The organism is Streptomyces sp. PA03-1a, from assembly GCF_033792805.1.
Classification (GTDB): domain Bacteria; phylum Actinomycetota; class Actinomycetes; order Streptomycetales; family Streptomycetaceae; genus Actinacidiphila.
Genome location: NZ_JARAVO010000274.1, coordinates 1 through 12001, shown reverse-complemented (window position 1 = coordinate 12001; position 12001 = coordinate 1). Strand labels below are relative to the sequence as shown.

General features: G+C 72.3%; 13 protein-coding genes. 8 read left to right on the top strand and 5 right to left on the bottom strand.

Annotation, left to right across the window (positions count from 1 at the left end):
• From PV341_RS39125 to PV341_RS39115, 3 genes are all read left to right on the top strand, one after another.
• On the top strand, positions 1 to 1239 hold a 1239-nt coding region (locus PV341_RS39125), incomplete at its 5' end, for a S1C family serine protease (protein ID WP_500360286.1).
• Positions 1240 to 1372: 133 nt separating this feature from the next.
• Positions 1373 to 1810: a sec-independent translocase gene (locus tag PV341_RS39120; RefSeq protein WP_500327985.1), complete on the top strand. Its 438-nt coding sequence runs from the start codon at positions 1373 to 1375 to the stop codon at positions 1808 to 1810.
• Between the two features lie 78 nt (positions 1811 to 1888).
• Complete coding sequence (locus PV341_RS39115) at positions 1889 to 2500, top strand: hypothetical protein (RefSeq protein ID WP_499513791.1); 612 nt, start codon at positions 1889 to 1891, stop codon at positions 2498 to 2500.
• A gap of 88 nt (positions 2501 to 2588) precedes the next feature.
• Here PV341_RS39115 and PV341_RS39110 read toward each other — a convergent pair whose 3' ends face one another.
• The 3 genes from PV341_RS39110 to PV341_RS39100 all read right to left on the bottom strand — a co-directional run bounded on the left by PV341_RS39110 (position 2589) and on the right by PV341_RS39100 (position 5576).
• Positions 2589 to 3746, bottom strand: coding sequence for an Mrp/NBP35 family ATP-binding protein (locus tag PV341_RS39110; protein ID WP_500327984.1), 1158 nt, complete (start codon positions 3744 to 3746; stop codon positions 2589 to 2591).
• 79 nt (positions 3747 to 3825) lie between these two features.
• Positions 3826 to 4353, bottom strand: coding sequence for a DUF1003 domain-containing protein (locus tag PV341_RS39105; protein ID WP_499516935.1), 528 nt, complete (start codon positions 4351 to 4353; stop codon positions 3826 to 3828).
• A complete protein-coding gene (locus PV341_RS39100) occupies positions 4317 to 5576 on the bottom strand; it encodes a magnesium transporter MgtE N-terminal domain-containing protein (RefSeq protein ID WP_500327982.1) in 1260 nt (419 codons plus the stop codon). The genes PV341_RS39105 and PV341_RS39100 overlap by 37 nt, the downstream gene beginning before the upstream one ends.
• Before the next feature lie 173 nt (positions 5577 to 5749).
• Between PV341_RS39100 and PV341_RS39095 the strand changes: the two genes are divergently transcribed.
• Positions 5750 to 6451, top strand: coding sequence for a hypothetical protein (locus tag PV341_RS39095; protein WP_500360285.1), 702 nt, complete (start codon positions 5750 to 5752; stop codon positions 6449 to 6451).
• Positions 6452 to 6460: 9 nt separating this feature from the next.
• Here the strand turns inward: PV341_RS39095 and PV341_RS39090 are convergent, their stop codons facing one another.
• Complete coding sequence (locus PV341_RS39090; protein ID WP_500360283.1) at positions 6461 to 6988, bottom strand: hypothetical protein; 528 nt, start codon at positions 6986 to 6988, stop codon at positions 6461 to 6463.
• A gap of 136 nt (positions 6989 to 7124) precedes the next feature.
• Here PV341_RS39090 and PV341_RS39085 point away from each other — a divergent pair, with 136 nt between their 5' ends.
• On the top strand, positions 7125 to 8069 hold the full coding sequence (locus PV341_RS39085) for a DMT family transporter (protein ID WP_500327979.1): 945 nt from the start codon (positions 7125 to 7127) through the stop codon (positions 8067 to 8069).
• 11 nt (positions 8070 to 8080) lie between these two features.
• Here the strand turns inward: PV341_RS39085 and PV341_RS39080 are convergent, their stop codons facing one another.
• A complete protein-coding gene (locus PV341_RS39080) occupies positions 8081 to 9196 on the bottom strand; it encodes a magnesium and cobalt transport protein CorA (protein ID WP_499513797.1) in 1116 nt (371 codons plus the stop codon).
• 441 nt (positions 9197 to 9637) lie between these two features.
• Here PV341_RS39080 and PV341_RS39075 point away from each other — a divergent pair, with 441 nt between their 5' ends.
• The 3 genes from PV341_RS39075 to PV341_RS39065 form a co-directional block, all read left to right on the top strand.
• Positions 9638 to 10228 carry a suppressor of fused domain protein gene (locus PV341_RS39075; RefSeq protein WP_500327977.1) on the top strand — a complete coding sequence of 197 codons (591 nt, stop codon included), beginning with the start codon at positions 9638 to 9640 and terminating at the stop codon, positions 10226 to 10228.
• A 163-nt stretch (positions 10229 to 10391) separates the two neighbouring features.
• Positions 10392 to 11030: a DUF6758 family protein gene (locus PV341_RS39070; RefSeq protein ID WP_500327976.1), complete on the top strand. Its 639-nt coding sequence runs from the start codon at positions 10392 to 10394 to the stop codon at positions 11028 to 11030.
• Between the two features lie 82 nt (positions 11031 to 11112).
• A partial coding sequence (locus tag PV341_RS39065; RefSeq protein WP_500360282.1) for a PHP domain-containing protein occupies positions 11113 to 12001 on the top strand: 889 nt, incomplete at its 3' end.

Here is a 12001-nt window from a genome sequence, read left to right as displayed (position 1 = left end):
GTCGGCTGCCGCCCCGTGGAGCCGCCCGGACCCCCGGCACCGCTGTCCGTCGGCCAGTGGCACCGCTACGACCCCTGGGCGCCCCCGGGCGGCTCCACGGGGCAGCAGCCGACCGCCCGGCGCACGGGGAGCCGGCGCGCCCCGCTGGCGGCCGCCCTGATCGCCGTCACCCTGATCGCCGGAGGCGTCGGCGGGGCGCTGGGCGCCTACGTGCACGACAGCGGCGGCACGCCGGAGGTCACCCTGCCGCAGGCCACCGCGGAGGCCGGCACCCGCGCCCCGGACAGCATCGCGGGCATCGCGGCCCAGGTCCTGCCCGGCGTCGTCTACATCCACGTCAAGGGCGACGCCGGTGAGGGCACCGGCACCGGGTTCGTGCTGGACGGCGAGGGCCACATCCTCACCAACAACCACGTGGTGGAGAGCGTCGCCAAGAGCGGCACCATCTCGGTGACCTTCAACGGCGGCCAGGTGAAGCCCGCCACGATCGTGGGCCGGGACACCGGCTACGACCTGGCGGTCATCAAGGTCAGCGGGGTGAAGGGGCTCCACCCGCTGACCCTCGGCGACTCCGACGCCGCCCAGGTCGGCGACCCGGTCGTCGCCATCGGCGCCCCGTACGGTCTCGAGGGCACCGTCACCTCCGGCATCATCAGCGCCACGCAGCGCCCGATCACCGCGGGCGGGGAGACCAACAGCAGCGACGTCAGCTACGTCGACGCCATCCAGACCGACGCCCCGATCAACCCCGGCAACTCCGGCGGTCCGCTGGTGGACGCCAAGGGCCTGGTCATCGGGATCAACAGCGCCATCCGCTCGGCGGACAGCGGCTCCGACCCCTTCGGCAACAGCACCCAGGGCGGGAGCATCGGCCTCGGCTTCGCCATCCCGGTCAACCAGGCCAAGCGGGTGGCCGAGCAGCTGATCAACGACGGCAAGGCCACCCACCCGGTGATCGGCGTCAGCATCAACCTGCAGTACTCCGGCGACGGCGCCCAGGTCAGCCCCGAGGGCCAGGGCGAGGGGGACTCGGTGACCCCGAACGGCCCCGGCGCCAAGGCGGGCATCGAACCCGGTGATGTGATCACCGCCATCGACGGCAAGCGGGTACACAACGGCGAGGAGCTGATCGTGCGGATCCGCGCCCACCGGCCCGGCGACACGCTGCAGCTCACCGTGAAGCGGGACGGCAAGCAGCGCGCCATGGAGCTGACCCTGGGCTCGGCCAGCGGGAACTGAGCACGGCGCATTCGGGATTTACCGGGGCGCGACCTACTGTTGACCCTGCCCACTCCCGTGCGGACGGTTGGGGCAGGTACGGTGAGATCCGCCGGATTCCGTCCGCCGGCCGAGGACCACGAGGAGCTGCACGGTGTTTTCAGACATAGGCGCGCTGGAGGTCGTCGCGCTCGTGATCCTTGCCGTGCTCGTGTTCGGGCCGGACAAGCTGCCCAAGGTCATCAAGGACGTGATGCAGTTCGTCCGCAAGGTGCGGGAGTTCTCCGACAGCGCGAAGGCGGACATCCGCAGCGAGCTGGGCCCGGAGTTCAAGGACTTCGAATTCGAGGACCTGCACCCGAAGAACTTCGTCCGGAAGCAGCTGCTGGACAACGACGAGCTGGGCCTGAAGGAGATCCGCAACGGATTCGACTTCAAGGAGGAGATGTCGGCGGTCACCGACGCCGTGCACGGCCGCGACAGCGGCGGCTCGGGTTCCGCCGCGGGCTCCCCGGGCACCCCGGACCGGCTGCGCAAGCGCGACGGCCTGACGCCCGGCGAGGCCCCGCCGTTCGACTCCGACGCCACCTGATGCAGGGGCCTGCCCCGATCACGTAGCGCGAGTGGCTATTCTCCCTTTGTTTGCCCTTATGGAGGAGGCGCCGCGCGTATGGAGACCACAGCTGATCCGGCGGATCGTACGACCGGCGGCTATCTCAAGGCCGACTTCACCTGGTACGGACTGGACGAGGCGTTCACCGGCGACCGCTGGCTCGCCCCGGTCGGCATGAGCGCCGACGGCACGGTCGAGCACGGCTCCACCGGCCACGGCGACGAACCGTCGGTCAAGGTCGAGCCCACCCCCGACCACCGCCGCTTCGTGGTGGTCGTCACGGTCGCCGACCGCCCGGTCCGGCGCAGCTCGGACGGCACCGGCGTGCTGGACGCCACCTCGGTCGCCTCGGCGGCCTGGCTGGCGGGTTCCGGACTGCTGACCTGCACCTGGCCCACCCAGATGGAGCGGCACCTGCGGCAGAACTGGCTCGACCAGCAGACCGCCATCGCCTGGGACCTCGCGGACAACCTCGAGGGCCCCGACTGGTCGGCGCTCAGCCTGCCGGTGGACGGCGTCCCCACGCCGTTCCACTACCGGGAGTCGGAGTACGGCTGGGTGATGGCCGGATCGGCGCGCGGGGTGCACCTGGGTGCCTTCGGGCGCGGGATGAGCGCCTACGGCCTCGGCCTGGCCCAGGTGAAGGACATCACCACGTATCGGCCGTGAGGCCGTGAGCAATGGCTCAGGGGCGCCTGCCGGACCGGGAGGGCGCCCCTGAGCCGTTCGGCGGGCCGGTCGCGGCCGGCCCGCCGGTTCAGAACTTGTTGCGCGGCGTGATGCCCAGCGACATGCCGGCCAGTCCGCGCTGACGCCCGCCCAGCTTGCCCGCGATGGCCCGCAGCGCCGAGCCGGCCGGGGACTGCGGGTCGGTCAGGACGACCGGGCGGCCGTCGTCGCCGCCCTCGCGCAGCCGCACGTCGATGGGGATCTGGCCGAGCACCGGCACGGTCGCGCCGGTGGTGCGGGTCAGGCCCTCGGCGACCCGCTCGCCGCCGCCGCTGCCGAAGACGTCGACCATCTCGCCGCAGTGCGGGCAGGGCAGCCCGGACATGTTCTCGATGACGCCGACGATCTTCTGGTGGGTCTGCACGGCGATGGTGCCCGCCCGCTCGGCGACCTCGGCCGCCGCCTGCTGGGGCGTGGTGACCACGAGGATCTCGGCGTTCGGGACCAGCTGCGCGACGGAGATCGCGATGTCGCCCGTGCCGGGCGGCAGGTCGAGCAGCAGCACGTCCAGGTCGCCCCAGTACACGTCGGCCAGGAACTGCTGCAGCGCCCGGTGGAGCATCGGTCCGCGCCACACGACCGGGGCGTTGCCCGGGGTGAACATGCCGATGGAGATGACCTTCACACCGTTGGCTGAGGGCGGCATGATCATGTTCTCGACCTGGGTCGGACGGCCGTCCGCGCCCAGCATCCGCGGCACGCTGTGGCCGTAGATGTCGGCGTCGACCACACCGACCTTGAGGCCGTCGGCGGCCATCGCGGCGGCCAGGTTCACCGTCACCGAGGACTTGCCGACGCCGCCCTTGCCGGAGGCTACCGCGTACACCCGGGTCAGCGAGCCGGGCTGGGCGAAGGGGATCTCCCGCTCCGCCTGCCCGCCGCGCAGCGAGGTGGTCAGCTCGCGGCGCTGCTCGTCGCTCATCACGTCCAGTTCGACGGTCACCGCGGTGACCCCGGCGACCTTCGACACGGCGGTGGTCACCAGGTTGGTGATGGTGTCCCGCAGCGGGCAGCCCGACACCGTCAGGTACACGCCGACCCGCACCGCGCCGTCGTCCGCGATGTCGACCGACTTGACCATGCCGAGGTCGGTGATCGGCTTGTGGATCTCGGGGTCGTTCACCGTCGCGAGCGCGGCGCGCACCGCGTCGGGCGAAGGGGAGGAGCCGTACGCTTCGGTAGCCATGCGTCGATGGTACGTCCCGCACCGTGCCCGCAGGACCCCCGGTGGGCGGGTTCACACGGCAGCGGGACGCCCCCGGCGGTCACTCCGCCTCGGCACGCTGCCGCTGGTCGATGTCCTTCAGCAGCTCCTGCAGTTCGGAGCGGATCCAGTCGCGTGTGGCGACCTCTCCCAGGCCGAGCCGCAGCGCGGCCACCTCGCGGGTCAGGTACTCGGTGTCGGCGATGCTGCGGTCGTTCGCCTTGCGGTCCTGCTCCAGGTTGACCCGGTCGCGGTCGTCCTGCCGGTTCTGCGCCAGCAGGATCAGCGGGGCGGCGTAGGAGGCCTGAAGCGACAGCATCAGGGTGAGGAAGATGAACGGGTACGAGTCCCAGCGCAGGTGGCGGGGCGCCAGCGCGTTCCACGCCACCCACGCGATGATCACCACCGTCATCCAGACGATGAACCGCCCGGTCCCCAGGAAGCGGGCGATCTTCTCCGACAGCCGCCCGAACGCCTCCGGGTCGTAGGAGGGCAGGAAGCTGATCCGCGGTACCCGCGGCTGGTCGAGGCGGACGCGGGGGCGCTCGTCGCTCACTGCGCCGCCTCGTGCAGCTCCGTCTCGCGCCAGTCCTCCGGCAGCAGGTGGTCCAGGACGTCGTCGACGGTGACGGCGCCCAGCAGCGATCCGCTGTCGTCGACGACCGGCACGGACACCATGTTGTACGTCGCGAGGAAGCTGGTGACCGCCGGCAGCGGGGTGTCCGGCGACAGTGGTTGCAGGTCGCTGTCGAGGAGCGCGCTGACCAGGGTGAACGGGGGGTCGCGCAGCAGCCGCTGGAAGTGCACCGTGCCCAGGTACTTGCCGGTCGGGGTCTCGTCCGGCGGCCGGCAGACGTACACCTGGGCGGCGAGCGCGGGGGACAGGTCCGGGTTGCGGACCCGCGCCAGGGCGTCGGCGACGGTGGCGTCGGGGCGCAGCACGATCGGCTCCGTGGTCATCAGACCGCCGGCGGTGCGCTCCTCGTACGACATCAGCCGGCGCATGTCGGCCGCCTCGTGCGGCTCCATCAGTCCCAGCAGCCGCTCCTGCTCCTCCTTCGGCAGTTCGGCCAGCAGGTCGGCGGCGTCGTCCGGGTCCATCGCCTCCAGCACGTCGGCGGCCCGCTCCTCCTCGAGCTTGCCGAGGATCTCCACCTGGTCGTCGTCCGGCAGCTCCTCCAGAACGTCGGCGAGGCGGTCGTCGTCGAGGGCCGCGGCGACCTCGGCGCGGCGCTTGGGCGACAGGTGGTGCAGGACGTTCGCCAGGTCGGCCGCGCGCAGCTGGTCGAAGGTGGCGAGCAGCGCCTCCGCGCCCTGCGCGTGCTCGTCCAGCGCGAAGCCGGTGACCGCGGACCACACCACGGTCAGCGTCTCTCCGCTGCGCCGCAGCGGGCCGCCCTTGCCGCGGCGCACGAAGGCCTTGTCGATCTCCCAGTCGCGGCGCGCCGCGAGGCGCACCATGGACACGTCCAGCACGGTCACGTCCTCGCCGGTCTCGACCAGCGTCACCCGCTGGTCAAGCAGCTCGCCGAGGACCAGGGTCTCGGTCGGGCGCTGTTCGAAGCGCTGCATGTTGACGACACCCGTGGTGATCACCTGACCGGACTCCACGCCCGTCACCCGCGTGATCGGCAGGAAGATCCGGCGCCGGCTGACGACCTCCACCACCAGGCCCAGCACACGCGGCGGCCGGCCCCCGACCCGCAGCATCACGACCACGTCCCGGACCCGGCCGACCTGGTCGCCGTTGGGATCGAAGACCCGCACCCCGGAGAGGTGCGAGACGAAGACCCGGGAGGTTCCCGCTGGCATGCCGCCAGGCTAACGCCGCCCCCGCCCCCCGGGCGCGCGGTAATGCTCCACGGGGGCTTCGCACCGCGTTCACAGCCGTTCACCCGGCCAGCGGTACGCTGCGGTAGCTTCGGCTCCGCTTCGCCGCCGCCCTCGTGTGACGGGTGCGTACAACTGCAGGAGGAAGAGAACACGTGATCCCCGGCCGCAGGTCAGCCGTCCTCGTGAGCCTTCTGGGCGCGGTCCTGGTGTTCGCCGGAGCGACAGGGTGCGCGGGCGATCCGGACGCGGGGACCAACGGTGTCGGCAAGCTGCCGCCCGGGACCATCGAGAAGCGCGCCCGCACCGCCGCCGCCGCGGCCGACACGGTGCGGTTGTCCGGCACCGTCATCAGCAAGGGGCGTACCTACGCGCTCGACATGCGGCTGCGCGGCAACGGAGGCCTCGGCGAGGTCACCTCCGACGGCAGCACCTACGAACTGCTGCGGGTGGGCGACGACCTCTACCTCAAGGCGGGCGCCGGCTTCTACGGCGACCAGGTCGGCGCCAAGCTCAAGAACAAGTACGTCAAGGTGCCCGCCGGGGACCCCACGTACGACCAGTTCAGCGGCTTCACCGACAAGGAGGTGCTGCTGGAGGGCCTGTTCGTCCTGCACGGCGAGCTCGCCGTCGGGGACCACCGCTCGGTCGGCGGCGTCCGCACCATCGCGGTCACCGCGGACGGCGGCAACGGCGGCACGATCGACGTGTCCCTGGAGGGCAAGCCGTACCCGCTGCGCTACGAACGCGCGGGCGGCGCCGGCACCCTGACCATGGCCGACTGGGGCAAGGACTTCACGCTGCGCGCGCCGGACGAGGACGACGTCGTCGACTACGGCAAGGCCGTGACGCAGTAGGCCCGGGGCTCAGGCCCTCTTGCGGCGCCGCAGCAGCAGCTTCGGCAGACCGGCCGGGATCGGGTGGCGGGTGGTCGCGGCCGTCGGCACCGGGGCCGCCGCGCCACTGGCGTCCGTCATCGCGCCGGGGCGCTCCAGGGGCTCGTCGGCGGGCTCCAGGCGCAGCACACGGCACTCGCGGGCCCAGCGTCCGGTCATCGTCTCCGCGTCCGGCGCGTTCAGCCGCTTGCCCTTGAGCTCCTCCACCGCGGCCGTCCACGCCTCGCCGTCCGGGCGCAGCTCGGTGACCCGGACCGGGAAGACGACCAGCCGGCCGCCCTTGTCCTTGCTGCGGACGGTGACCGTGGCGGTGCCGCCGTCGGTAAGTCCGGGCCCGGGCAGCGGCTGCTCGCCGGGGCCGCCGCCGACGACCACCACGGCACCGTCGACCCAGGCGTGCCACAGGGCCTGACCGTCGGCCCAAAGCAGACCGGACTTCTTCACGGCCTCCTCGATCAGGGCCTGGTCCAGCTGCGGCTGCGTCACGGTGTCCGTCATGCGCCCAGCCTATGGCGTGGGCCGTGCGGGCCGCCGCCGTGGTGCCGCACACATGGTGAGACGACAGGAGCTCGGGGCCCGGACGGGCCTTACGCTAAGGAGGCCACCGTCCCACCGTGCCCCGAGGAGCCACCGCGTGTCCGCCGCGCCGTCCGCCAGCACCACGCCCGCCGTACCGAAGGCGGACACCGACTCCGGCGCAGCCCCGCACGGGAAGCCGCCACTGGACTTCGCGCTCCTGGCCGTCGCCATCGCCGGCGTCTCCCTGTCCGCGCCGCTGATCGCCGCCACCGCCGCGCCCGCGCTGGCCATCGCCTTCTGGCGGAACGCCATGGCCGTGGGCGTGCTGAGCCCGTTCGCCTGGCTGCGGCACCGGCGGGAACTGCGGGGGATGGGCCGCCGGGCGTTCTGGCTGTCGATCGCGTCCGGCCTGGTGCTGGCGCTGCACTTCGGGCTGTGGCTGCCGAGCCTGACCATGACCTCGGTCGCGTCCTCGACGGCGCTGGGCACGACGACGCCGGTGTGGACCACCCTGATCCTGTTCATGCGCGGCCACCGGCCGCCGCGGATGGTGTGGCTGGGCTCCGCGCTGGCGGTCGCCGGCGTGGTCCTGCTGACCGGCGTCGACCTGTCGCTGTCACCGCGCGCCCTGGTCGGGGACGCCCTGGCGCTGGGCGGCGGCATCGCGGCGGCGGGGTACGTCCTGCTCGGCGCGGAGGTGCGACGGACCGTCAGCACGACCGCGTACACCTACGTCTGCTACTCCACCACGGCCGTGGCCCTGCTGGCCGTCTGCCTGGCCTCGGGCTCGGCGCTCGGCGGTTACGACGGCGGCACCTGGGCGAAGCTCGTCGCCCTGACCGTGGCCGCGCAACTGCTCGGCCACAGCCTGCTCAACCGCGTGGTGCGCGGGCTCGGGGCGTCGACCACGTCCACGGCGATCCTGCTGGAGACGCCGGGCGCCGCCCTGGTGGCGGCGGTCTGGCTGGGCCAGACCCCGCCCGTGGCGGCCTACCCGGCGCTCGCGGTGATCCTCGCCGGGCTGGCCCTGGTGATCCTGGCGGACCGCAGGAAGGCCTAGCCGGCTCGGGCCTACAGCCAGCCGTTGCGGCGCAGGATGCGGTGGATGGCGAGGCAGATCCCGCCGATCGCGACCAGCACCATCGGATAGCCGTACCGCCAGTGGAGTTCCGGCATGTGCTCGAAGTTCATGCCGTACACGCCGCAGATCATGGTCGGGACCGCGATGATCGCCGCCCATGAGGTGATCTTGCGCATGTCCTCGTTCTGCGCGACGGCCGCCTGGGCGAGGTTGGCCTGCAGGATGGAGTTGAGCAGGTCGTCGAAGCCGACCACCATCTCGTGGACGCGGGCGACGTGGTCGGCGACGTCCCGGAAGTACTTCTGGATCTCCGGGTCCACCACGCGCATCGGCCGCTCGCTGAGCATCTGCATCGGGCGCAGCAGCGGGGACACCGCCCGCTTGAACTCCAGCACCTCGCGCTTGAGCTGGTAGATGCGCCCCGCGTCGGTGGCCCGCGGGGACTTGCCCTGGGCGGAGAAGACGTCGATCTCGACCTCGTCGATGTCGTCCTGCACGGCCTCGCTGACCGCCAGGTAGTCGTCCACGACCTGGTCGGCGATGGCGTGCAGCACGGCGGAGGGGCCCTTGGCGAGCAGCTCGGGGTCGTCCTCCAGGCGGTGCCGCAGGGCGCGCAGCGAGCCGTGGCCGCCGTGCCGGACGGTGATGACGAAGTGCCGGCCGGTGAAGACCATCACCTCGCCGCTCTCCACCACCTCGCTGGTGGCGGTGAGTTCGGCGTGCTCGACGTAGCGGATGGTCTTGAAGACCATGAAGAGCGTGTCGTCGTAGCGCTCCAGCTTCGGACGCTGGTGGGCGTGGACGGCGTCCTCCACGGCCAGCGGGTGCAGTCCGAACACCTCGGCGATCTCCGCGAACTCCCGCTCCGACGGCTCGTGCAGGCCGATCCAGACGAAGCCCTCGTTGCCGCCACGCACCTTCTCCAGGGCCTCGCGCGGCGAGATGTGGTCGCTGCCGCGGCGGCCGTCCCGGTAGACGGCGCAGTCCACGACCGAGCTGGGCACGGCGGACGAGGTGCGGGAGCGGTCCGGGCCGTAGTCGTATGACGTGCTGCTCTTGCGCAGGGCGGGGCGGACGACTGCGCGCAGGTCGCGGATCATCGACATGGCAAGCTCCTTCACGGACTGGCCGGGCTGAAATGCGGATCAGGGCAGGGTGATCACCGTTGATCACTGCGCAGTTCAGGGAGCTCTTCCGGAGGCGGCAGGGCGGACCCGGGCAGGCCGTTCGAGCGGACACGCGGCGCCGTCACGCGCTCGTGCTCGTGCTCGTGGAGAATTCGAGAATCCCCGTCGGTTCCGTGGTTCTTTGGTTTCACGCCCGGGTGACCGGGTACGGAACGCGGGGGATCAGGAGGGTTGCCGGGCGGAAGAGCTGCCGGTACTGCACGGTCGACTAGGATCCATTGCAGCCCCACCTCCTCCGGCCGATCCCCGCTGGGGGAAAATGGCACGCCTCTACCGGCGTAGCCGACGGCCCACCTTATCAGGCGCCTCCTGCGCGAAGCCGCGGCTTTGCACGTTCCATACGCGCTCTATGCTCACTTCATGGTCGACGTACTGGGGCTCGTTGAGGCGCGGCTGCACATGGCCTTCGGTGAGCCGGACGCCCGCGCCGCGGTCACCTTCCTGGGCACCGAACGGATCGAGGTGCTGCGCTTCCGCGAGGGTGAGCTGCTGCGGTACGTCACCCTGGGCATGTCGCGCGCACCGATGAACGACCCCGTCACCGTCGTCGCGGACCCGGTGCGCGGCCCGCGCGCGGAGCTCGTGCTGACCCTGCGCGGCGGGCGCGGCGCCGACACGGACAAGGTCCTGCGGCCGCTCGCCGTACTGGCCGCCAGCCCCCAGGTCGAGGGCGTCGTCGTCGCGCCGGGGAACTCGCTGGACGTGAGCGAACCGCTGTGGCCCGGGGCGGCGTTCTCGGCCGTCCTGGTCGCCGAGCCCGGTGGTCTGGTGGAGGACCTGGAACTCGACGACCCGATGGACCCGGTCCGCTTCTTCCCGCTCCTGCCGATGACGGCGAACGAGGCCGCCTGGAAGCGGGTGCGCGGCGCCGGGGCGCTCCAGGAGCGCTGGCTGCAGGCGGGCACCGACCTGCGCGACCCGCAGCGCGCGGCGGTCCCGCTGACGGACTGAGCCCCGGCGGTCGGTGACGCCCCCTCAGCGGTCCCCGAGGGACCACCGCCGGGCGACAGGTGTGACCGGCGGGGGAGGTGTGCCGTGCGGCGACGCCACGCGTCGAACTCGGACGGGTGATCGTCCTTGACGCGGGCACGCCGCCGGAGGACCGTGGGGCGTTATGAGGGGCGAACCCAGTTGCCCGAAGTGCGGTGGCCGGGTCCGAGCGCCCGGGCTCTTCGCCGACTCCTGGCAGTGCGACGAGCACGGCGCCGTGTATCCGTTGCAGCCTGTCGTGCCACCGAGCGTGGAAGCCCTCGGCGTGGTCGTGAGCCGGTCGCGCGTCCCGGTGTGGATGCCCTGGCCGCTGCCGGTGGGCTGGCTGTTCACCGGCGTCGCGTCCGCGGGGGACGACCGCAGCGGCGGACGGGCCACGGCGGTGGCGTGCTCGGGTCCGGGGCCGCTCGGCGGGCAGGGCGAGATGGTGCTGGTGGCGGAGGAGCTCGGGGTCGGGCTCGGGGCGAGGTTCGCCGGGATCCCGGGGCCGGACCCCGGTCCGGCGATGTGCATCGGCAAGCCACCGGCCGCCAAGGTGATCGCGGCCGGGAGGCCGACCGGCCTGTGGCATGTGAACGGCACGCCACCGGACCGCGCGGTCTTCGCGGGCGAGTCGTTCGGGCTCTGGCTCTGGGCGGTCGTGTGGCCGGAGGAGTCGGGCCTGCTCATGTACGACGAGCTGATACTGACCGATCTGCGCGAGGCCGGCGCCGAAGTCGATCTCGTACCGTGCGGGGCGCTCTCCCCTCGCCTGCTCTCCTGAGATTCACAGGTTGTCCGGGCAGTTATCCTGGTAATCACAACCCCTGAATCCGTCCGAGCACCGAGCGCCTGGAGTGACCTGCGTGCGAATCGATCTGCACACCCACTCCACGGCCTCCGACGGCACGGACACCCCCGCTCAGCTGGTCCGGGCCGCGGCCGCGGCCGGACTGGACGTCGTCGCCCTGACCGACCACGACACGGTCGGCGGCTACGCCGAGGCCGAGAAGGCGCTGGCCGAACTGCACGCCGCGGGCGCAGCGGCGCCGGTCCTGGTCACCGGGGCCGAACTCTCCTGCCGCATCGACGGGGTGGGCCTGCACATGCTCGCCTACCTCTTCGACCCGCAGGAACCGGAGCTCCACCGGGAGCGCGAGCTCGTGCGCGACGACCGGGTGCCCCGCGCCATGGCCATGGTCGCCCGGCTCCGCGAGCACGGGGTGCCGGTGACCTGGGACCGCGTCGCCGAGATCGCCGGCGACGGTGCCGTGGGCCGGCCGCACATCGCCCAGGCGCTGATCGAGGCGGGACTGGTGGACAGCATCGCCGAGGCGTTCACGCCCGAGTGGATAGGGCCGGGCGGGCGCGCCTACGTCGAGAAGCACGAACTCGACCCCTTCGAGGCGATCCGGCTCGTCAAGAACGCGGGCGGGGTGACGGTCTTCGCCCATCCCGCCGCCGTCAAGCGCGGCACCTGCGTGCCCGAGGGCGTCATCCACGACCTGGCCGCGGCCGGGCTCGACGGCATCGAGGTGGACCACATGGACCACGACGAGCCGGCCCGTGCCCACCTGCGCGCCCTCGCCGCGGAGCTTGGACTGCTCCCCACCGGGTCCAGCGACTACCACGGCACCCGCAAGACCGTCCGGCTCGGTGAGTACACCACCGACCCCGAGGTCTACCGGGAGCTCGTCGGCCGGGCCACCGGCGCGGCCGACGAGCTCCCGGTAGACCTCGGGGTCGGTGGTGTAC